Source organism: Labrys sp. HAY1-8F, from assembly GCF_056754975.1.
In genome coordinates, this window is sequence record NZ_JBPGWZ010000002.1 from 2,376,614 (window position 1) to 2,397,941 (window position 21,328).

23 protein-coding genes are annotated in these 21,328 nt (G+C 64.7%); 9 read left to right on the top strand and 14 right to left on the bottom strand.

What is annotated here, in order from left to right:
• Nucleotides 1-128 precede the first annotated feature (128 nt).
• From rplT to ACR9ZN_RS20080, 4 genes are all read right to left on the bottom strand, one after another.
• The gene (gene rplT / locus ACR9ZN_RS20065; protein ID WP_068297422.1) at nt 129-482 is read right to left on the bottom strand and encodes a 50S ribosomal protein L20; all 354 of its coding nucleotides are present in this window, start codon (nt 480-482) and stop codon (nt 129-131) included.
• Between the two features lie 37 nt (nt 483-519).
• Nucleotides 520-720, bottom strand: coding sequence for a 50S ribosomal protein L35 (gene rpmI, locus ACR9ZN_RS20070; protein WP_434958214.1), 201 nt, complete (start codon nt 718-720; stop codon nt 520-522).
• A gap of 253 nt (nt 721-973) precedes the next feature.
• Nucleotides 974-1,387 (bottom strand): hypothetical protein, encoded by a 414-nt coding sequence (locus ACR9ZN_RS20075; protein WP_481273011.1) that lies wholly within the window; start codon nt 1,385-1,387, stop codon nt 974-976.
• A gap of 160 nt (nt 1,388-1,547) precedes the next feature.
• A complete protein-coding gene (locus ACR9ZN_RS20080; protein ID WP_481273012.1) occupies nt 1,548-2,495 on the bottom strand; it encodes a GlxA family transcriptional regulator in 948 nt (315 codons plus the stop codon).
• Between the two features lie 100 nt (nt 2,496-2,595).
• Between ACR9ZN_RS20080 and ACR9ZN_RS20085 the strand changes: the two genes are divergently transcribed.
• Nucleotides 2,596-3,411, top strand: coding sequence for an SDR family NAD(P)-dependent oxidoreductase (locus ACR9ZN_RS20085; protein ID WP_481273013.1), 816 nt, complete (start codon nt 2,596-2,598; stop codon nt 3,409-3,411).
• Nucleotides 3,412-3,483: 72 nt separating this feature from the next.
• On the opposite strand, the gene pnp is transcribed toward ACR9ZN_RS20085, so the two are convergent.
• The gene (pnp, locus tag ACR9ZN_RS20090) at nt 3,484-5,631 is read right to left on the bottom strand and encodes a polyribonucleotide nucleotidyltransferase (RefSeq protein ID WP_434958218.1); all 2,148 of its coding nucleotides are present in this window, start codon (nt 5,629-5,631) and stop codon (nt 3,484-3,486) included.
• Nucleotides 5,632-5,884: 253 nt separating this feature from the next.
• A complete protein-coding gene (gene rpsO / locus ACR9ZN_RS20095) occupies nt 5,885-6,154 on the bottom strand; it encodes a 30S ribosomal protein S15 (protein WP_434958219.1) in 270 nt (89 codons plus the stop codon).
• Between the two features lie 388 nt (nt 6,155-6,542).
• On the opposite strand from rpsO, the gene ACR9ZN_RS20100 reads away from it, so the two are divergent.
• The 5 genes from ACR9ZN_RS20100 to dapB all read left to right on the top strand — a co-directional run bounded on the left by ACR9ZN_RS20100 (nt 6,543) and on the right by dapB (nt 11,273).
• A complete protein-coding gene (locus tag ACR9ZN_RS20100) occupies nt 6,543-7,988 on the top strand; it encodes a sensor histidine kinase (RefSeq protein ID WP_441773231.1) in 1,446 nt (481 codons plus the stop codon).
• A 149-nt stretch (nt 7,989-8,137) separates the two neighbouring features.
• Nucleotides 8,138-8,791, top strand: coding sequence for a methyltransferase family protein (locus ACR9ZN_RS20105; protein WP_481273014.1), 654 nt, complete (start codon nt 8,138-8,140; stop codon nt 8,789-8,791).
• 253 nt (nt 8,792-9,044) lie between these two features.
• Entirely contained in the window at nt 9,045-9,722 is a 678-nt protein-coding gene (tsaB, locus tag ACR9ZN_RS20110; protein ID WP_481273015.1) for a tRNA (adenosine(37)-N6)-threonylcarbamoyltransferase complex dimerization subunit type 1 TsaB, read from the top strand.
• 25 nt (nt 9,723-9,747) lie between these two features.
• Nucleotides 9,748-10,227 (top strand): ribosomal protein S18-alanine N-acetyltransferase, encoded by a 480-nt coding sequence (gene rimI, locus ACR9ZN_RS20115; RefSeq protein WP_434958223.1) that lies wholly within the window; start codon nt 9,748-9,750, stop codon nt 10,225-10,227.
• Between the two features lie 230 nt (nt 10,228-10,457).
• A complete protein-coding gene (gene dapB, locus ACR9ZN_RS20120; RefSeq protein WP_434959702.1) occupies nt 10,458-11,273 on the top strand; it encodes a 4-hydroxy-tetrahydrodipicolinate reductase in 816 nt (271 codons plus the stop codon).
• A gap of 126 nt (nt 11,274-11,399) precedes the next feature.
• Here the strand turns inward: dapB and ptsN are convergent, their stop codons facing one another.
• The 7 genes from ptsN to ACR9ZN_RS20155 form a co-directional block, all read right to left on the bottom strand.
• Nucleotides 11,400-11,864, bottom strand: coding sequence for a PTS IIA-like nitrogen regulatory protein PtsN (ptsN, locus tag ACR9ZN_RS20125; protein WP_149253567.1), 465 nt, complete (start codon nt 11,862-11,864; stop codon nt 11,400-11,402).
• 116 nt (nt 11,865-11,980) lie between these two features.
• The gene (gene hpf, locus ACR9ZN_RS20130) at nt 11,981-12,562 is read right to left on the bottom strand and encodes a ribosome hibernation-promoting factor, HPF/YfiA family (protein WP_434958224.1); all 582 of its coding nucleotides are present in this window, start codon (nt 12,560-12,562) and stop codon (nt 11,981-11,983) included.
• A 285-nt stretch (nt 12,563-12,847) separates the two neighbouring features.
• Nucleotides 12,848-13,789, bottom strand: coding sequence for a 2-hydroxyacid dehydrogenase (locus tag ACR9ZN_RS20135; RefSeq protein ID WP_441773234.1), 942 nt, complete (start codon nt 13,787-13,789; stop codon nt 12,848-12,850).
• Nucleotides 13,790-14,098: 309 nt separating this feature from the next.
• Nucleotides 14,099-14,749, bottom strand: a complete 651-nt coding sequence (locus tag ACR9ZN_RS20140) for a methylated-DNA--[protein]-cysteine S-methyltransferase (protein WP_481273016.1) — start codon at nt 14,747-14,749, stop codon at nt 14,099-14,101.
• A 74-nt stretch (nt 14,750-14,823) separates the two neighbouring features.
• On the bottom strand, nt 14,824-15,201 hold the full coding sequence (locus ACR9ZN_RS20145) for a glyoxalase superfamily protein (protein ID WP_454816096.1): 378 nt from the start codon (nt 15,199-15,201) through the stop codon (nt 14,824-14,826).
• Nucleotides 15,202-15,304: 103 nt separating this feature from the next.
• Nucleotides 15,305-15,841, bottom strand: a complete 537-nt coding sequence (locus tag ACR9ZN_RS20150; RefSeq protein ID WP_481273017.1) for an N-acetyltransferase family protein — start codon at nt 15,839-15,841, stop codon at nt 15,305-15,307.
• The gene (locus tag ACR9ZN_RS20155; protein ID WP_434958229.1) at nt 15,842-16,762 is read right to left on the bottom strand and encodes a LysR substrate-binding domain-containing protein; all 921 of its coding nucleotides are present in this window, start codon (nt 16,760-16,762) and stop codon (nt 15,842-15,844) included.
• A gap of 338 nt (nt 16,763-17,100) precedes the next feature.
• On the opposite strand from ACR9ZN_RS20155, the gene ilvD reads away from it, so the two are divergent.
• From ilvD to ACR9ZN_RS20170, 3 genes are all read left to right on the top strand, one after another.
• The gene (gene ilvD / locus ACR9ZN_RS20160; RefSeq protein WP_481273018.1) at nt 17,101-18,774 is read left to right on the top strand and encodes a dihydroxy-acid dehydratase; all 1,674 of its coding nucleotides are present in this window, start codon (nt 17,101-17,103) and stop codon (nt 18,772-18,774) included.
• An 80-nt stretch (nt 18,775-18,854) separates the two neighbouring features.
• Nucleotides 18,855-19,469, top strand: a complete 615-nt coding sequence (locus ACR9ZN_RS20165) for a TetR/AcrR family transcriptional regulator (RefSeq protein WP_481273019.1) — start codon at nt 18,855-18,857, stop codon at nt 19,467-19,469.
• Nucleotides 19,470-19,481: 12 nt separating this feature from the next.
• On the top strand, nt 19,482-20,399 hold the full coding sequence (locus ACR9ZN_RS20170; RefSeq protein WP_481274375.1) for an NAD(P)-dependent oxidoreductase: 918 nt from the start codon (nt 19,482-19,484) through the stop codon (nt 20,397-20,399).
• Between the two features lie 11 nt (nt 20,400-20,410).
• Here ACR9ZN_RS20170 and ACR9ZN_RS20175 read toward each other — a convergent pair whose 3' ends face one another.
• A complete protein-coding gene (locus tag ACR9ZN_RS20175; RefSeq protein WP_454816104.1) occupies nt 20,411-21,181 on the bottom strand; it encodes a mechanosensitive ion channel family protein in 771 nt (256 codons plus the stop codon).
• Nucleotides 21,182-21,328: the final 147 nt, after the last annotated feature.

The following is a 21,328-nucleotide window of genomic DNA, read 5'->3' on the forward strand; positions in this document are numbered from 1 at the left end:
TCCAAGCGTAAACGCGTCTTTGCGACTCTCTCAGTTTGCAAGATTCGGTTGGCTCCGAAAGCCCAAAAGAAAAACCCGCCGCGTTGCCGCGACGGGTTTTTCAGGAACCATATTCGGTAAAGCGCTGCTTAGGCGGCAGCCTTGACCTTCTCGACCAGGGCCTTGAAGGCTTCCGGCTCGCGGATGGCGAGATCCGACAGCACCTTGCGGTCGATCTCGATGCCGGCCTTGGCCAAGCCCGCGATGAACTTCGAATAGGTCAGGCCGAGCTCACGGACAGCAGCGTTGACGCGCTGGATCCACAGAGCGCGCATGTTGCGCTTCTTGAGCTTGCGGCCGATATAGGCGTATTGCATCGAACGATCGACCGCCTGCTTGGCGATGCGGATCGTATTCTTGCGGCGGCCGTAAAAGCCCTTCGCCGCGTCGAGTGTCTTCTTGTGCTTAGCATGGGACGTAACGCCCCGTTTCACGCGTGCCATTCGCTGATCTCCTTAAGGTTTCGCGTTGCCGTGGCGATCAGCCGTTCGGCAGGAAATACTTCTTCACGTTATCGCCGTCCGTCTTGAAGAGGACGCGCGTGCCGCGAAGCTTACGGATCTGCTTGTTGGTACGCTTGATCATGCCGTGGCGCTTGCCCTGCTGAGCGTGCACCACCTTGCCGGTTCCCGTGATCTTGAAGCGCTTTTTAGCGCCCGACTTGGTCTTCATCTTGGGCATTTTGCTCGTCTCCGAATAAAAAAGGCGCCGAAACCTTTTGGGTTCCGCCACCGGTAAGCCGTGTGCTTTTTGAAAAGCGCCCGAGCCAACAACATCGCCACGGCAGCCCTTATCAGCCGGTCGATGCGGGGAAGCGGCGTCTATAGCGACAAGCACGGAGAAAAGCAACAGGCCGGGTGGCCTCGACCCTCGATTTCAGCGCATTTCGCTGAGGCGAAACAGGCTTGAGCATAAACGCTTCACCACGCCGAGCCTATCCGCATTTGCGATAGGTATGCACCACCGGCGTCTTCTCGCCGTCCACGCTCGCATGGGAAATCGTCACCAATTCCTTGCCGATCTTCACCAGGATGACGGCGTAGTCGAAGGTCTCGCCCTCGCTGTCTTCCGAAACCTGCAGCCGCCAGGTGGGAGGATCCTTCGCGATCTGCGTGACGGCGCTGGCCTGCCCGATACCGCCCTCCTCCGTCCAGTCCTTGCCCTCGACCGCAATCCGGATCGGTGCCTCGCCCCGCAGGTCTTTCTTGCTGGTGCAGCTTTCGACATCGCGGGTCCACACACCCTGCGCCTCGGCGGGATAGGGCACACCGGGCTTGCCCTGCGCGGCCAAGGCCGAAGGGGCAAGGCAGCAAACGGCCAGGAGCAAAAGGCGCAGACGACGTGACATGAACTCTCTCCGGAGGACCGGCCGGCGCTTCCGCCGCCCGCGGATCGTCTCTAGCACGACCATGCCCGCTCTTTGGATACGCCCGGAACACCGAAGCGAACGGCTCTCACATCGACAACGATCGCGTGTACCGCCGGACGAAGCTCCTCGGCGAGGGATGTCACATCGGGCCGGCAGGTCCCTTGGCCAGCCTCCTGATCGCCTGCGGCGGCTGGCCGAAGGCCCGCAGGAACGCGCGCCGCATGCGTTCGCGGTCGGCGAACCCCGTTTCCGCAGCCACGACGTCGATGGGATGGAGGGTCTGCTCCATCATCAGCCGCGCCGCTTCGACACGCAGATTCTCCACGGCCTTGGCCGGCGACTGGCCCGTCTCGTTGCGAAAGGCCCGGCTGAACTGGCGCGGGCTGAGATGGGCGACCGCGGCAAGCTGTTCCACCGTCAGCGGCGCATGCAGGTTGCGCTTGGCATAGGTGAGCGCCGTCTGGATCCGGTCCGACTTGGCGTCGAGGTCGAGCAGGTTGGAATGCTGCGATTGCCCCCCGCCGCGCCGATGATAGAGCACGAGCTGCCGGGCCACGATGCGGGCGAGCTCGGCGCCGTGATCCTCCTCCACCATGCCGAGGGCGAGGTCGACGCCCGCGCTCATGCCGGCCGAGGTCCAGATCTGGCCGTCGGCGATGAAGATGCGGTCTTCATCCACCTTGAGCCGCGGGAAGCGCGCCTGCAGATCGCGCGTCCAGAGCCAATGGGTGGTCACGCGCCGGCCGTCGAGCAGTCCCGCCTCGGCGAGCACGAACGCGCCAGTGCAGATCGAAGCGACGCGCCGCGAGCGCGCCGGCGCCTGGCGCACATAATCGATGACACCCGGTGTCGGCGGATCGACATCGGGCGTGCCGCAAACCACGAGCGTATCGAAGTCAGGCTCGCCGAAGCAAAGACTGTCGAGCTTGGGGCCGACCGAACTTCGCACGGGGCCGCCGCTCTCCGAGACGATGGCGATGTCATAGAGCGCCCTGTCGGCGGCATAGTTGGCGAATTCGAAGGCCGAGAGAGCGGCAAAGCTCATCATCTGGAAATTCGGCGAAATCAGAAAGCCGACGCGCTGCATGAGCGCCTCCTCTTTGTGTCCTGAAAGGTGGCATATATGACATTTGAGACAAAAGCCAGCGGGTCTAATCTCCGCTCATTGCAACCCATGGAGATTTCCCATGTCCACCACCCCGAAGGGCACCGTGCTGATCACGGGTGCCTCCTCCGGTATCGGCGCCGTCTATGCCGACCGCCTAGCCCGCCGCGGCTACGACCTGATCCTGGTCGCCCGCAGCGAGGACAAGCTCAAGACCCTCGCCGGCCGCATCGAGAAGGCAACCGGCCGCCAGGTGCGCATCCTCGCCGCCGATCTGAACGCCAAGGACGGCCTTGCCGCCGTCGAGACCGTGCTGAAGAGCGACAAGAGCATCACGGGGCTGGTCAACAATGCCGGTTTCGGCAGCGCGACACCCCTGCTCCAGGCTTCGGTCGAGAAGATGGAAGAAATGATCGGCCTCAACGTCACCGCTCTCACGCGGCTGACCTATGCCGCAGTCCCCGGCCTCGTCGAGCGCGGCGGCGGCACCATCGTCAACATCGCCTCCATCGTGGCTGTAGCGCCGGAGCTGCTCAACGGCGTCTATGGCGGCAGCAAGGCCTATGTGCTCGCCTTCAGCCAGAGCCTGCATCACGAGCTGGCCGACAAGAACATCCGTGTCCAGGCCGTATTGCCCGGCGCCACCGCCACCGATTTCTGGAACGTCCTCGGCGTGCCTGTCGAGCAATTGCCGGAGAGCATCGGCGTGATGTCGGCCGAAAACATGGTGGACGCCGCCCTCGCCGGCCTCGACCAGGGCGAACTGGCCACCATCCCGGCGCTGCCCGACATCGCCGACTGGGATAGCTTCGAGGCCACCCGCAAGGCGTTGTCGCCGAACCTCTCCCACGCCAAGCCGGCCCCGCGCTATCGGGTGTCCCGGGCCAGCGCGGCCTGACAGCAAGCCGGACAGCAAAAAGGGCGGCCCGCCGGGGCCGCCCTTTCTGATTCATGGCGCTGGAAGGCTGCCTTACTCGGCGGCGGCTTCGCCGTCTGCCTTGGCCTTCTTTTCCAGGTCTTCACCGGTGGCCTGATCGACGGCCTTCATCGACAGGCGGACCTTGCCGCGCTCGTCGAAGCCAAGCAGCTTGACCTTGACCTTGTCGCCTTCCTTGATCACGTCGGTGACCTTGTTCACGCGGTTCGCAGCGAGCTGCGAGATGTGAACCAGGCCGTCCTTGGCACCGAAGAAGTTGACGAAGGCGCCGAAATCGGTGGTCTTGACCACGGTGCCTTCATAGATGGCGTTGAGCTCGGGCTCGGACGCGATCGACTTGATCCAGTTGATCGCGGCCTTGATCGCCGTACCCGAAGCCGAGGCGACCTTGATGGTGCCGTCGTCCTGGATGTCGACCTTGGCGCCGGTCTTTTCCACGATCTCGCGGATGACCTTGCCGCCCGAACCGATCACTTCGCGGATCTTGTCGACCGGAATGGTGATCACCTCGATGCGCGGGGCATGCTCGCCGAGCTCGGCGCGGGCGCCGGACAGGGCCTTGGACATTTCGCCGAGGATGTGGAGGCGGCCGCCCTTGGCCTGCTCCAGAGCGACCTTCATGATCTCTTCGGTGATACCGGCGATCTTGATGTCCATCTGCAGCGAGGTGATGCCGCCTTCGGTGCCGGCAACCTTGAAGTCCATGTCGCCGAGATGGTCCTCGTCACCCAGGATGTCGGAGAGCACGGCAAAGCGCTCGCCTTCCAGGATCAGGCCCATGGCGATGCCGGCAACCGGGGCGCGCAGCGGCACGCCGGCGTCCATCAGAGCCAGCGAGGTGCCGCAGACCGTCGCCATCGAGGACGAGCCGTTGGACTCGGTGATCTCGGAGACGACGCGGATGGTGTAGGGGAACTCGTGCTGCGGGGGCAGCATCGGGTGAAGGGCGCGCCAGGCGAGCTTGCCATGCCCGATTTCGCGGCGGCCGGGCGAACCCATGCGGCCGGTCTCACCCACCGAATAGGGCGGGAAGTTGTAATGCAGCATGAAGCGCTGCTTGTAGGTGCCTTCCAGGCTGTCGACATACTGCTCGTCGTCGCCGGTGCCCAGTGTGGCAACGGCAAGGGCCTGGGTCTCGCCACGGGTAAACAGGGCCGAACCATGGGTACGCGGCAGGATGCCGGCTTCGGCGACGATGGTGCGGACCGTCTTCACGTCGCGGCCGTCGATGCGCACGCCCTTGTCGAGAATGTTCCAGCGCACGACCTTGGCCTGCAGGTCATGGAAGACCTCGGCGACGACCTGCTTGGAATAAGCCGGGTTCTCGGCGCCCTCAGGCAGGAAGTGGGCGAACACCTTGGCCTTGGCGGCATCCACGGCAGCATAACGCTGCTGCTTGGCGGTGATGGAATAGGCAGCGCGCAGCTCGGTCTCGATCACGGCGAGCATCGCCTTCTCGAGTTCCGAATTGTCGGCGGGCTGGAAGTCGCGCGGTTCCTTGGCGGCCTTCTCGGCCAGGCGGATGATCGCCTCGATCACCGGCTGGAAGCCCTTGTGGCCGAGCATGACGGCCTCGAGCATGGTCTGCTCGGAGAGTTCCTTGGCTTCCGATTCCACCATCAGCACAGCGTCGGCGGTACCGGCGACCACGAGCTCGAGGGAGGATTCCTTCATCTCGTCGAGGGTGGGGTTGAGCTTGAGCTCGCCATTGACGAAACCGACGCTGGCGGCGCCCACCGGACCCATGAAGGGCACGCCCGACAGGGTCAGCGCAGCGGAGGCGGCGACCATCGCGAGGACGTCGGTGTCGTTGATCAGGTCATGCGACAGCACGGTGACGACGACCTGGGTGTCATGGCGATAGCCATCGACGAAAAGCGGGCGGATCGGACGGTCGATCAGGCGGGAGATCAGGGTCTCGCGCTCGGACGGGCGGCCTTCACGCTTGAAGTAGCCACCAGGGATGCGACCGGCCGCAAAGGCCTTTTCCTGGTAATTGACGGTGAGCGGGAAGAAATCGATGCCGGCTTTCGGCTCCTTGGCCGAAACCACCGTGGCCAGCACGGTCGAGTCGCCATAGGAAGCGAGCACGGCGCCGTCGGCTTGGCGGGCGATCTTGCCGGTTTCGAGGGTCAGCTTACGGCCGGCCCATTCCAGCTCTTCGCGATAAATTGTGAACATTAAGGATCAATCCTGTTGTGTGGATCGACCGGACGAGGCAGGGCGTCTACCAACGGCGCCTGAAACAAAAGCAGCCATCGCAAGATGGCGGGAAGCATCCTCACATTCAACGTTCGAGGCTTGCTTCCTGCGATCCTGCCATGGCCTGCTGCCTATCCGGTCTGTGGGCTTTCGCGCCGGCCCCATGCCGCCGCGTCCCGGTCTTGAAATGGAACAGCCCGAAAGGCATGGAGCCTTCCGGGCTTGATCAGTCTTAGCGGCGGATGCCGAGACGCGCGATGATCGACTTGTAGCGCTCTTCGTCGCGCGACCTGATGTAGTCGAGCAGCGAGCGGCGCAGAGCCACCATCTTGAGAAGGCCACGACGGGAGTGGTTGTCCTTCACATGCGACTTGAAATGGCCGGTCAGATTGGTGATGCGCTCGGTGAGGATCGCGATCTGCACTTCCGAAGAACCGGTATCGCCGGCCTTGGCGCCATATTCCTTGATGAGCGCGGTCTTGCGCTCTTGCGAGATCGACATCGATAGTCCTTTCATAGGCCTTCGCGGCGCGAGGCGCGCGATTGCCGGTACCGTCTTGCGACGAAGGAGGCCTGTCTGGCCAGGATCGCCGTCCACCAAGGCCCGGCCGGGATGTCGTCCAGCGGGGTCGGCGGAGGCGGGTAAAATCCGGCACATCCGCGCCGGGATGCGGCCCTATAGTCGAAGCGCAGCCAAAAAGCCAGAAAAAAGCAATGGGACGTTGCCCGAACCGTGGACTTCTCAGCGAGACGCTTGCATGTCGCGATGTCCGCTCTTGGAAACACCGCGCTTGGTGAGTTGGCAAGAGGCGGACTGGAAGTCCGCGCTCCAAAGCCGCCCTCGCAAGCAGCCTCTGGCGAGCCTTGCCAAATTCCTTTAAGGCAATGGCGTGTCCAGTTCCTCTTCCATCAGCCCCCAGCCCGGCAACAGGCCCGGCCGTTTCGGACTGTCGGCCCGCCTGCTCGTCCTCACCATCCTCTTCGGCCTGCTGGCCGAAGTGCTGGTCTACCTGCCGGTGGTGGCCAATTATCGCCGAAACTGGCTCTCCAATCGCATCGCCTCCGCCATCACCGCGGCGCTGGTGCTGGAAGCGGCGCCCGACGGCATGGTTTCCGATGATCTCGCCCGGCAGATCCTCGCCTCGGTGGGCGCCAAGATGGTGGCGTTGAAGACCGACGACAGCAAGCGACTGCTCGCCTCCTCCGACATGCCGCCCACCGTCGCCATCGCCACGGACCTGCGCAGCCTCACGGCGATGGAGGCGATCAGCGACGCGCTCGATACGCTGCTGGCTCCCAGGGGACGCTTCATCCGCGTGATCGGCGATGCCCCCATGCATGGGCAATATGTCGAGATCGTCGTCGACGAGACGCCGCTCCAACAGGGCATGTACGATTTCGCCCGGCGCTGGCTCGCCATCACACTCGCCATCTCAACCATCACCGCCGGCCTGATCTATCTCACCCTCAGCCTGTTCATCGTGCGCCCGATGCGCCGGCTCACCGGCGCCATGATGCGCTTTGCCGCCGATCCCGAGGATGAAGCGGGCGTGATCCGCACCTCCGGCCGCAACGACGAAATCGGTGTGGCGGAGCGCGAATTCGCCACCATGCAGCGCCAACTCCATGGCATGCTGCAGCAAAAGAGCCGGCTGGCGGCGCTCGGCCTCGCCGTTTCCAAGATCAATCACGACCTGCGCAACATGCTGGCCGCCGCGCAGCTGTTTTCCGACCGCCTGACCGAGACCGACGATCCCATCGTGCAGCGGCTGGCGCCCAAACTGATCCAGACCATCGGCCGAGCCATCGCCTTCTGCCAGTCCTCGCTTTCCTATGGGCTCGCCTCCGAGCCCACCCCCGCACGCCGTCGGATGGCACTCGCGCCCGTCGTCTCCGATACCCGCGAACTCCTCGGCCTCGGCGAGGCCAACGACAAGCTGATCTGGACGGAGAAGCTCGAGCCCGGCCTGCAGATCGACGCCGACCCCGACCAGCTTTCGCGCATCCTGCTCAATCTTTGCCGCAACGCAGCGCAGGCCCTCGACGGCTATGCCGCGCCCGACGGCTCACCCAACACAATCGGCATCAGCGGATGGCGGGCAGGCACCGTCGTAACCATCGATGTCGCCGACAATGGTCCGGGCGTCTCGAAAAAGGCCGGCCTGAAGCTCTTCGAGGCTTTTTCCGGCTCGACGCGCCCCGGCGGTTCCGGCCTCGGACTTGCGATTGCCGCCGAACTCGCCCGGGCGCATGGCGGCACGCTTACCTTGCTCGGCCAGGAGGCGGATCAAGGCGGCGCCACGTTCCGGATCACCATCCCCGACCGCCCGGCCTGAAGAGCATTGTGGCTTTTGCACGGCGTAGGACGTGGACGCAGGCGCTTGCGCGAAGTAGTGTCATGACATTCTCATGTCGAGAATCTTGCATTTGGCGTGATGCCGGGGCGCAGGTCCCACGCGGGCCGGCACCTCAATCGAGTGACTACATGAACAACACAAAGGGCAGCGGCAATATCGGCAATGCCATCGACATCAATGCCGTGCAGACCATACGCCGGATCGTCCTCGGCTTGCTGGGCGTGCTCGGTTTCGTGGTGCTGCTGTTCACCGACTCCCTGTGGCAGGACGATGCCGGCCACGGCTTCCACGAAACCATCGAAAGCGTCGGGCTGGTCCTGATCGTGATCGCCATCGTCGGACGGACCTGGTGCTCCCTCTATATCGGCGGTCGCAAGAAGCAGCTCATCGTCGAGGACGGCCCCTATTCGATCTGCCGCAATCCGCTTTACGTCTTCTCCTTCATCGGCGCCGCTGGCGCCGGGGCCCAGTTCGGCACCATCACCACGGCAGCGTTGGTCTTCACCATCACCGTGGTGATCTTCAGCATCGTGACGCATAAGGAGGAGCAGTTCCTCCACGCCAAGTTCGGCGCCGTCTACGCCGCCTATTGCGCCCGCGTGCCTCGTTTCCTGCCGAATTTCTCGCTCTGGCGCTCGGTGCCGACCCTGGAGATCCAGACCTCGCTGGTGACACGCACCTTCCTGGACGCCTGCCTGTTCCTGGCCGCCTTCCCGGTGGCCGAACTGGTCGAATTGCTGCAGGACAAGGGCTATCTGCCGATCTATCTGCTGGTCCCCTAAGCAGATTCTTCTTGATCGAGCCACGGCCACGATCAAGAAGAATCTGCAAGATATCAAACGTTTGCAGCGTTTCCCGGCGAGGCCCATCGGTGCGCCTCGCCGGGAAACGCTGCTTGGAACAAGGCGCTTTAGGTCTAGCACAAAGAGCCATTCGGCCTCTTTATCGGATTGGGCGTTGCACAGGGGCCAAGTCCTGCGATATCGCTGGGATTTGGCGGCAGCCGGACGGTCCGGCCTCCCATAGGTGTTTTCCATGCGTATCCTGGCCATCGACACAGCCCTCGAAGCCTGCTCGGCCAGCGTGTTCGATTCCGATGATGGCGCCATCGCCTCGCAGACCTTGCCGATGGCGCGCGGCCAGGCCGAGGCGTTGATCCCGCTGGTGCGCGACGTCGTCGAGCATTCCGGCGGCTTCTCCCTGATCGACCGTATCGCCACCACTGTCGGACCGGGTTCCTTCACCGGGCTGCGCGTCGCCATCTCGGCCGCACGGGCCTTTGCCCTGTCGCTGCGGGTGCCCTGTGTCGGCATCTCCACATTGGCGGCGATCGCCGCGCCTCATATCGACGAGAATGATGGCCAGCACGTCGCCGTCGCCATCGATGCCCGCCATGGCAACGTCTATTTCGAACTGTTCTCCAATCGCGGCCGCAGCATCGTCGAGGCCAGTTGCATCCCGCTGCGCGAGGCCGCGCGCGTCCTCGGGCCGACGACGGTGAAGATGGCGGGGCCGGCCGCGCCACTGCTGTTCGAGGAAGCCAAGGCCGCCGGCACGGCAGGTCATATCGTCGATGCGAGTCCCGCCCCGGACATCGACTGGGTGGCAAGGCTCGGCCTGCTCGCTGATCCCGCCGACTCGCCGCCCAAGCCGACCTATCTCAAGCCCGCCGACGCGACGCCGCAGCAGAACGGCCAGATCGCGCGGCAATGAGGGCGTCGGCAATGAGGGCGTGGGCATGAGCTGGTTCGGCCGCAAACAGCCTCCCGTAATCGCCGATGCAAAGGCCGGCGACGCGGTGGGCCTTGCCGCCATCCATGCTTCCGGCTTCGAACGGGGCTGGGATGTGCATGAATTCGAACGCATGCTGGCCGACCGCCTGACGATCGCCCATCTCGCCCGCCCGGGCGGCAAGGGAGCGCCAACGGGATTTGCCCTGTCGCGGGTGGTGGTCGATGAAGCCGAGATCCTCACCGTCGCCGTGGCGCCCGCGTCCCGCCGCGCCGGCCTGGCGACATTGTTGCTGCAGCACCATCTCGGCCGTCTCGCCGCGGCAGGCGCCCACAAGGTCTTCCTGGAGGTCGCCGAGGACAATGTCGCGGCTATCAGCCTCTATCGGCGCCACGGTTTCAACGAGATCGCAAGACGCCAAGCCTATTATGCCCGGGCCAAGGGGGCGCCGGCGACGGCAATCATCATGGAGCGAGCGTTGCGGTAATACGAGGTACGGCAGTCACGTCTGAGGCAGAGCCCATCCATGAACGGATGGGGACGCCCAAAGGCACGAGGACAACGGTCGAGCGAGATGGTAGACGCAACGAAGGAGCGCGACGATAGGGCCCCCTCGCCCTGCGAAGCGGGGAGAAGGGCTAGCTGGCGTTTCGCCATTCACACGATCCCAGTGCCTATGCCCGGACATTCGAGCGCCCGGCAGACAAGGAGTTCACCATGGCCGACATGCGGCTCGTCGTAGCAGGCGCCTCCGGGCGCATGGGGCAGACCCTGATCCGCATGATCGCGGAGACGCCGGGCGTCGTGCTCGCCGGTGCCGTCGAGCGGACCGGATCGTCAACCATTGGCCAGGACGCCGGCCGCCTTGCCGGCCTGGATGCCAATGGTGTCATCGTCACCGACGATCCTCTCAGCCTGCTGACCTCGGCCGAGGGCATCATCGACTTCACAGCGCCAGCCGCCACCGTTGAGCTGGCTGCTCTGGCCGCGCAGATGCGCATCGTGCATGTGATCGGCACCACCGGCCTGTCGAAGGAGGATTTCGCCCGCCTCCGGGCGGCGGCGCGCCATGCGGTGATCGTGCAGTCCGGCAATATGAGCCTGGGCGTCAACCTGCTGGCGGCCGTGGTCAAGCGCGTCGCCAAGAGCCTGGATGCGGATTTCGACATCGAGGTCCTGGAAATGCATCACAACCGCAAGGTCGACGCGCCCTCCGGCACCGCCCTGATGCTGGGCCAGGCCGCCGCTGCGGGCCGCGGCATCGATCTCGACGCCAATGCCGACCGGGTGCGCGACGGCCACCCCGGCGCTCGCGAGAAGGGCCATATCGGCTTTGCGACCTTGCGGGGCGGCACCGTGGTCGGGGAGCACAGCGTGATCTTCGCAGGGGAGAACGAGCGCCTGGAATTCTCGCACAAGGCCGAAAGCCGCACGATGTTCGCCAGGGGCGCCCTCAAGGCCGTGCTCTGGGGGTTCGGCCGCAAGCCGGGCTATTATTCCATGGCTGATGTATTGGGGCTTGGGGACTTCTGAGCCGGAGGCTGGCTACGCGGTGTGTCGGTCTTCAGACCGGCCATCGCCTCCCGACATAGGCCGAGGTCCCCTGCCGGTCCCGCTCCATCCCTCGATGGAGCTGAGGAGGCCGGCACACCGAGACCCTCAGGCGGCGTGTGACGCCGGCTCCTCGCACAGGATCGAATAGAGACCCGCCGCGTCACTGGTCGCCCTCAGCTTCTGCACGATGCTGGGATCGCGCAGCATGCGGGCAATGCGCGACAAGGCTCGCAAATGGTCGGCGCCGGCGCTTTCGGGCGCCAGCAGCAGGAAGATAACGTCGACCGGTTGGCCATCCAGGGCCTCGAAGTCGATCGGCCGCTCCAGGCGGGCAAACAAACCGAAGATCCGGTTGAACTTGGCAAGCTTGCCATGGGGGATGGCAATGCCGTTGCCGACGCCGGTCGATCCCAGGCGTTCTCTCTGAAGCAGCGTATCGAAGATTTCTCGCTCGCCCAGGCCGGTCAGTGCAGCGGCACGTTCGGCAATTTCCTGCAGAGCCTGCTTTTTCGAGTTTACTCTCAGCGCCGGAAGCACAGCATCCTGCGGCAGCAGATCACTCAAAGGCATCGCATTCCTCGTGGGGGTTCGAGCCGGGAGCCCATGCGAAAGGGCCGGCTCAATAGCTTGGCGCCCGCCCCTTCAGAAATGTTCTTGGGAGGCGGGCGCTCGATCTGGTGGGCCTGTCAGGTCGACTCTGCCGTTGTCTGCGGCAGGTCGATCCAGCCAATATGGCCGTCGGGGCGGCGGTAAACCACGTTCACGCGGCCATGTCCAGCGTGGCGAAAAACGAGGGCGGCCGCACCGGTCAAATCGAGGTCGACAACGGCCTCGCTCACCGAAAGGCGCTTCATCTTGGTGGTGTTCTCGGCCACGATCACCGGCGTGAACTCCTCGGGAGATCCCTCCTCCTCGTTCGGCGCCGTGATGACGTAGTCGGTCGACTCGGCCGCGGTCGCGGTGTCCGGGCCGGCGTGATAGTCCTTGATGCGATGCTTGTAGCGCTTGAGACGCTTGGTCAGGCGTTCCGTCGCCAGATCGACGCTGGCGTGCGGGTCATGCGCCATCGATTCGGTCTGCAAGGTAAGCCCGGTGGGAAGGTGGATACGGCAATCGGTTCGGAAACCGGTGCCTTCCTTCTTCACGGTGACTTGGCCGGTGTAGGATTGGTCAAAATATTTCGACAGGCTCTCGGCAACCCTCGCCTGAACGTGGGTCCGCAATGCATCGCCAATGTCGAGATTTTGTCCTGAGACACGCAGCGTCATGCTTCGCTCCGCTTCTTGAGACACGCAGGCCGAAGGGCCGGCATCCGGGTGGTACCCCCTTGGACGTGTCGTCAGTTATGGCTTCCGTCAAACCCGAAGCCATAACTGACGACACACCCTGAGGTCGCCCCCAATTAGGTAAGACCGTATGGCGGCGGCGTCAACGTTACATTATTTTCACGACGTCGCCCGCGAGCAGGAATGCCCTTCCGCAAATAAAGTTCCAATCTCCGAATTTTCCTAGCGATATGAGTGCGTTATGAAGAATCGGAGGCGGTTTGCGGATCAATAATGCCGGGCGGCGTCCACAGGTGCCTCGAAGGGCAGCCCTCGCTCGTGACGCTCGATCTGGCGCAGCACGAAACGTCCCACCGCGTCTTCATCCGATATCGCCGAGTTGTGGGGCGTAATCGTCACGCGTGGATGCTCCCAGAGCGGGTTATCCACCGGAAGAGGCTCGGTCTCGAAGACATCGAGCGTCGCGGCCCGCAACACACCCTCGTCGAGCGCCGAGATGATGTCGGCCTCCACCTGCAGGCCGCCGCGGCCGGCATTCATCAGGATAGGCGCGCCGAGCACGCCATCATGGGCGAGCTTCTCGAACAGGGCCCGGTTGAGAATACCCTTGGTGGCCGGTGTCAGCGGCAGCAGACTGACCAGCAGGTCGGTGCGGCCCAGGAAGGCATCGAGCTCGTCGCCAGCATAGGTCTTCACGCCTTCGATATGCTTGGGCGTCCGGCTCCAGCCGGCGACGTCGAAGCCCATCGTCTTAAGCTTGCCGAGGGCATCGACACCGAGCACGCCCAGGCCCATCACGCCCACCCGCAATTCATGGGCGGCCGGCGAGGGCATCACCTCGCGCCACAGTTTCTGGCGCTGCAGCAGATAGTAATCGCTCTGGTTGCGCAGATGGATGAGGGCATGCATCACCACCCATTCACTCATCCGGCCGGTGAGATTGTCGTCCACCACGCGGCCGAGCGGCACATTGGGAAGGGTCGGATCGGACAGGACGTGATCGACTCCCGCGCCGAGCGAAACGATGCCCTTCAGATTGGGCAGACCAGCCAGCAGGCCCGGAGGCTGCTTCCACACGGCCGCATAGGTGATGTCGGCGGGATTGCCGACATCGGGCCAAGCCCTGATGTCGCGATCCGGCGCCAGGCGGCGCAGCCGCTCGAGCCAGGGCTCGACCTCCCACTGGGTGATGCACAAAAGTAGGGCCATGGGAGCGAGTCTCCTGGAGCAAAGCGCGTGTTTGCGATTCTTGCCGTTTCCGGCAAATCCCAAAAACGCCTTGGAAGAAAGGGTCCGCCCCTCATTACAGAGCAAGCGAGGCCCTGCAAAGCCAAAGACTCGATGCCTGTTTGGAGTGCCTCATGGAACAGCGCGACCTTTGTCATTGCCGGGCTTGACCCGGCAATCCAGCCTTCCCTTTCAACAGGGTCGCGACGAAAAGTTGGATGCCCGGGTCAAGCCCGGGCATGACACGGGTCGGTGCCTTTATCGTTTTCGATCAAGCGCGCGGTCACGCCGTCAATCATGAGGTGCTGCTCCAGGCGATCGGTTCCAGCGCCGCTCGTGCTCGATCAGCCAGCGCTTGCGCCAGATGCCGCCGCCATAGCCGGTGAGCGCGCCGTCGGAGCCGACTAGGCGGTGGCAGGGCACGACGATGGCGAACGGATTGGCGCCATTGGCCCGCGCCACGGCCCGGAAGGCGGAGGGGCGCTCCAATCGCCCGGCGAGGGCGGCATAGGAAAGGCAGATCCCGGCCGGAATCTGCCTCAGCTCCTGCCAGACCTGCCTGGTGAAGTCCGAACCATGCAAGGCGAGCGGCGTGGCGAAAACCGGCGAGCGCCCGGCGAAATAGTCGGCGAGCTCGGCCTCGATTTTGTCGATCGCCGCCGACCGCCCGAAGGCGATGGCCGAGCGGGCCGCCTTGCGCAGGCGCGCGAGCTCACCCGGCAGGGCCTTGCGGTCGAAGAACTCGACGAGATGCAGAGCATGGCGATCGCCGACCGCCAGCATGGCGCCGATGGGGGTGTCGATCCAGTCCGCCTTGAGCAGGTCGCGCCCCTTGAGTTGGGGAGGGGTCTCCTCCACTGCGCGAATCAAGGCTTCGCGCACCTCCTGTTGGCGCATCGAGCCCGCCTCGGCCCAGCCACCCTCCTCGCTCCACGCATGCATGCCAAACAGTCCTGCCTCGAAAGATGCGAGAATGGGTTGCCGGCCTGGTGCCGGCAACCCGATTCCTGCGGCGATTACAGGGACTGCCCGACATCGATGCGGTTGCCGTCCGGATCCTCGAAGACGAAGGCCCGCAGGCCGTAATCCTTGTTCTGCAAGCGCTTGACGATCCGCCGGCCGTCGGCCTCGCACAGGGCATGGAGGGCATCGGCATCATCGACCATCAGATGCGCCACGTTGAAGGGTGCCGCCTTGTGGCCCGGCTGCAGCGTCAGATGCAGTTCGGCGCCTTCCCGCTTGAGGATCATGAAGCCGACCGGATTGCCGTTTTCGAAGGTCTTGGCGAACCCGAGGACGCCGACATAGAAATCATGAGCGCGCTGGATGTCCTTGACAGGCAACATGGCGGCGATCCGCCCGAAGCGAATGCCGTGTGGGGCGATGTCATTCATCGCTCAACCTCGATCTTTGGAGCGTGCGGAACCTTTCGCGGGCGGTGCCGGAACGACCCCACGCTCCCATGTTGAAATCGGTGAGGCGGTGCCCACGCGCTCATCATAACGACGGCGTTCCCGACGTTGTAGAGCCTTCCTCGTCGTCACCGAGAAAACGTATCATCAGCGCCTCGTCGACATAGCCGTTCCCGGTCTTGAGCGCGCGTGGCTCGACGCCATAGATCTCGAAGCCGAGCCGGCGGTAGAGCGCCAGGGCATCGTCATTGCCTTGCACGACAGCCAGGAGCAATTGTTCCACCTCGCCACGCGCGGCCCCGATCACCGCCTGCATCAGCGCACCGGCAATGCCCTGCCCCCGCCACTGCGGCTCGACATAGACGCCCCAGACACTGCCCTTGTGCTTGTCCTTGAGGCCGTCATGGCGCCGATAGCCGGCCATGCCGACGATTTGACCATCCCTATGGGCTCCGAACACTGTGGCCTGCGACAGCCGTTCGGCGAAGGCCGCTGCCGGCCTGACGACCTCGGCCGCATAGGTGCTGCCGAAGGCATCCGGCGCCGTGGCAAGCGCGGCGAGGCGAATAGTGCGATAGTCGTCGCCATCGGCGGGGCCGAGACGTCGGATGATGACGGACATTCAGAGTGCTTCCTTCCAGATTGCTTCCTTCTCCGCCACTTCCAGGAAACGCCGCAAGGCCGGTGCGCGATCTTCGAGACGCCAGGCGAGCCCGGTCTCGATCACCGGCGCGGCATCCCGCAGGGCCAGATAGCGCACGCCCTGGCGCTGCAGGCGTTGCAGCGATCGCGGCACCAGCGCCAGCCCCATGCCGGCGGCGACGAGGCTGATGATCGTCTGCATCTGGATCGCCTCCTGCTTGACCGGCAGGGTCGCGCCATGCGCGGCATAATAACCGGAGACGATGTCATGGAAAGAAGGGGCGCTGCGTCGCGGAAACAGGATCAGGGGTGCCGCCACCAGGGCGTCGATCGGCAGCCCCTGCCCCGTAAAACCGGCTCGTCCCTGCTCGATCCAGGCCTCGGGCACGGCCGCGACCAGCGGTTCGCGCAGCAGCGGCCGGTAATCGAGTGCCCCGGGCAGGCTGGTGCGCGAAGAGGCGATCACCATGCCGACATCGACCTTGTCTTCCAGCAGCGCCTCGATCTGGAGGTCGCTGGTCATTTCCGTGAGTGCCAGTTCCACGGCCGGGTACCGTTCCCGGAACGCGCTGACCAGGCCCGGCAGCAGGCTGTAATCGGCGGTGCTGACGAAAGCGAGCCGCAACAGACCCGCTTCCCCGCGCGACAGGCGGCGGGCCATGTCGGGCAGGCCATTGGCGTCCTCCAGCACCCGCCGGGCATGAACCTGCCATGCACGCCCGACCGGTGTGAGCGCGACATGGCGCTTTGTGCGGGCGAACAGCTTGACTCCGAGCTCCGCCTCCAGCGCCTGGATGGCCTGACTGAGCGGCGGCTGCGTCATTGCCAGCCGCTCGGCGGCACGGCCGAAATGCAGCTCTTCCGCCACGGTCAGGAAATAGCGCAGCTGCCGCAGATCCATGGGGCTCCTTCTATCGGTTTGGTTCCTTATCCCCTTGCGGGATCTGGCCCTTCCTAGGGAAGTGCCTTAGGTGGCGGAGCCGGATGAGGGGTTTCACCAAACCCATCCGAGCGAAGCGCCGACTCCCCTCATCCGCCCCTTCGAGGTACCCAGTCCACTCCAAGTGGAGTGGACGATACCCGCGAGGGGAGAAAGGTATCCGCGCCATTCTCGCCGCTGCTTTTTCATATCTTTTACGACCTAATATAGCCAGAAACATATATTTTACCAACGATTGGAACGGCTCTAGCATGGGCGGGATTTTGAATGCGGGCCTTGCCCCGCCAATGGAGGATCCCATGCCGATCAACGAGCGCTCCCGGCACATCACGGAAGGCGTCGCCCGCTCCCCCAACCGGGCCATGTATTATGCTCTCGGCTACGAAAAGGCCGATTTCGACAAGCCGATGATCGGCATCGCCAACGGCCATTCCACCATAACGCCGTGCAATGCCGGCCTGCAGCCACTGGCCGATGCCGCTGTGGCCGCCATCAAGGCTGCCGGCGGCAATCCGCAGCTCTTTGGCACCCCAACCATCTCGGACGGCATGTCGATGGGCACCGAAGGCATGAAATATTCGCTGGTCTCGCGCGAGGTCATCGCCGATTGCGTCGAAACCTCGGTGCAGGGCCAGTGGATGGACGGCGTGCTGGTGCTCGGGGGCTGCGACAAGAACATGCCAGGCGGCATGATCGGCATCCTGCGTGCCAATGCCCCGGCGATCTATGTCTATGGCGGCACCATCAAGCCGGGCCGCTGGAAGGGCCAGGACCTTTCGATCGTCTCCGCCTTCGAGGCGGTGGGCTCCTTCATGGCGGGCACGATGAGCCAGGAGGATTTCGACGGCATCGAGCGCAATGCCTGCCCGTCCACGGGCTCCTGCGGCGGCATGTATACCGCCAACACCATGAGTTCTTCCTTCGAGGCACTCGGCATGTCGCTGCTCAATTCGGCCAATATGGCCAACCCTGACCGGGAAAAGCTCGACAGCGCCGCCGAATCCGGCCGCGTGCTGGTCGAGGCGGTGAGAAAGGGCATCAAGCCGCGCGACATCGTCACGCGCAAGGCCATCGAGAACGCCGTGGCGCTGATCATGGCGACCGGCGGCTCGACCAATGCCGTGCTGCATTTTCTCGCCATCGCCCATGCCGCAGAAGTGGAATGGACGCTCGACGATTTCGAGCGCATGCGCCGCAAGGTGCCGGTGATCTGCGACCTCAAGCCCTCGGGCAAATATATGGCCGTCGATCTGCACAGGGCCGGCGGCGTGCCGCAGGTGCTCAAGCTCCTGCTCAATGCCGGTCTCTTGCATGGCGACTGCCTCACCATCACCGGCCGTACCCTGGCCGAGGAATTGGCGCAGGTGCCGGACGCGCCGCGCGCCGACCAGGACGTCATCCGCCCGATCGACAAGGCGATCTATCGTGAAGGCCACCTCGCCATCCTCAAGGGCAATCTCGCGGAGGGCGGCGCCGTCGCCAAGATCACCGGCCTGAAGAGCCCCTATATCAGCGGGCCGGCGCGCGTGTTCGACGACGAGAAGTCGGCCATGGACGCGATTCTATCGGACGCGATCAAACCCGGCGATGTCGTGGTGCTGCGCTATCTCGGCCCCAAGGGCGGGCCCGGCATGCCGGAAATGCTGGCGCCGACCTCGGCCATCATCGGCCGCGGCCTCGGCGACAGCGTCGGCCTGATCACCGATGGCCGTTTTTCGGGCGGCACCTGGGGCATGGTGGTCGGTCATGTCACACCGGAGGCCTATGAGGGCGGCACCATCGCCCTCGTCCAGGAAGGCGACACCATCACCATCGATGCCCGTCGCCAGAGCCTGGAGCTGGAGGTCGATGACGCCGAACTCGCCAGGCGCCGCGCCACCTGGCGCCAGCCCGCCCCCCGCTATACGCGCGGCGTGCTCGCCAAGTTCGCGGCACTCGCCCGGCCGGCCAGCGAAGGGGCGGTCACGGGCTGAAGCGGGAAGAGGCGGACAGGATGTCCGCTCTTTTCATGAAATGACTTGATTAGGAAACGATCATTTCCTAATCTCGTACGATGTCCATTTCCCCCGCCGATCCCCCCCGCCAGGCCGGCCGCCCCCGGGAGTTCGATCTCGAGGCCGCGCTCGACAAGGCCATTGTCGCCTTTCGCGAGCGTGGCTATCACGCCGCCTCGATCGCCGATCTCGGCAAGGCGATGGATCTGACCGCGGGCAGCCTCTACAAGGCCTTCAAGGACAAGCGCGCCCTCTTCGTGGCGGCGCTCGAACGCTATACCTCACTGCGCAATATCGGCCTGCGCGCCCGCATCGCGGGACTGGCCACCGGGCGCGAAAGGCTGCGCGCCGTGCTCGATTTCTATGTCGATTCCGCCCATGACCTCGAAGGCCGTCGCGGTTGCCTGGTTGTCGGCAGCGCCGTCGAACTGGTGACCCTCGACGAGGATCTCGCCGACCTGGTCTCGCTGGCCCTGCGCCGCAACGAGGCGCTGCTGATCGAGCTGATCCGGCAGGGGCAGGCGGACGGTTCCGTCAATCCGTATCTCGGCGCCCATCAGGCCGCTCGTACCATCCTGTGCATCCTGCTCGGCATGCGCGTGGTCGGCAAGACCGGCCGCCGGCATGGCGACATGGCCGATATCGCGGATCTCGCGCTGAAAGTGCTCGACTGATTTTTTTGGCCAATTCGGAAACGATCATTTCCAAATAAGGAGTTCTCGATCATGCAAGTCGGTTTTCTCGGTCTGGGCACCATGGGCTTCCCCATGGCCGCCAATCTGGTCAAGGCGGGCCACCGCGTGCGGGCATGGAACCGCTCGCAGGAGCCGGTTGCCCGCCTCGCGGCGCTGGGGGCCGAACCGGCTGCCTCGCCGGCCGATGCGGCTGATGGCGCCGAGGTGCTGATCGCCATGCTGGCCGATGACGAGGCGAGCCGGGACGTCCTGCTCGGCCAAGGCGCGCTGGACGCCCTCGGCAAGGGCGTCGTCGTCGTGAACATGGCGACCGTCTCCGTCACCTTTACCCAAGACATCGCCGTCGAGCACGCGGCGCGCGGCCTCTCTTACATCGCCGCTCCGGTGCTCGGGCGCGTGAACGTGGCGGAGGCCGGCCAGCTCAACATCCTCGCGGCCGGCGATACCGACCAGCTCGACCGGGTCCAGCCCTTGTTCGACGTGCTGGGCCAGAAGACCTGGCGTTTCGGGGCCCGGCCTGAACAGGCGGCCGCGGTAAAGCTCGCCGCCAATTTCATGATCGCCAGCGCCATCGAGACCATGGCCGAGGCGGCCACGCTGGCAACGGGGCACGGCGTCGCCAAGGCTGCCTTCCTGGAGATGCTGACCTCCACCATCTTCGCCGCGCCGCCCTATAAGGGCTATGGCGCCGCCATCGCGGAGGAGCGCTTCGAGCCCGCCGGCTTCAAGCTGTCGCTCGGCCTGAAGGATGTGCGTCTGGCCCTGGAAGCGGCGGATGCCGTCAACGTGCCGCTGCCCTTCGCCGGCGTGCTGCGCGACAACCATCTCGATGCCCTCGCCCATGGCGAAGGCCATCTCGACTGGGCCGCGCTCTCACGCGTCGCCGAACGGCGTGCCGCGCAACGCTGACCCGCCTGCGATCAGGCCGCGGCGGCGGACGTCAGCGCCGCCGCGGCCCGCTGCACGATCTCGGCCTTGAGGCCATCGGCGTCCGCCGCCTTGGCCCAGGCCTGCACCGCCACGTCGACGCCCTTGTCCGTGAAGCCGGACAGCACGATCGAGGCCGCCGGCAGCGGCAGCACGCGGCCGTCGCGGCTGAGGAAATCGCGGATCGCGCCCGAAACCGCCTCGGCATTACCGCCATAGGGCACAGGCACCTTCACATTGACGCTGCGGGTGGGATAGGCCGAGACATTGGTGATCGGCGAGCCCCAGACCTGCCCGTTCGGAATGAGAACCTGCACATTGTCGCCACTGGCGAGCTCGGTCATGAACAGATTGAGGTTCTTGACCGTGCCGGCCTTGCCGGCCACCTCGATGCTGTCGCCGAGCTGGAAGGGCCGGAACAACAGCAGCATCACGCCGGCCGCCATGTTGGAGAGCGTGCCCTGCAGGGCCAGGCCGATGGCCAGCGAAGCAGCGCCCAGCACGGCCACCAGGCTGGTGGCCTGGATGCCGATAACCTGCAGGATCAGGATGAAGACCAGCAGCAGCACGCCATAGCGCACCAGGCTCGACAGGAAGGCCGTGACGATCGGATCCATGCGCGAGGTCGCCGTCAAGGTCCTGGCGGTCAGGCGCTCCAGCATGCCGGCGGCCCACCAGCCGATCAGCGTGATCACCAGGGCCCCCAGGCAGTTGATGCCATAGAGGATGAACAGGTTTCCTAATCCATTGAGATCGATCGGCAAGGATAGCCTCCTGGGGTGGGCAGCGGGGGCACCCCGATAGCACAACGGTGCGACAGGCCTAAAGCGTTTTGCGATTTACCGGTATCGGCCGCACGCGCCAAGACCCGCCGAAACAAGGCTTTGGAGCAGATATTCGGGCTCTCTTTG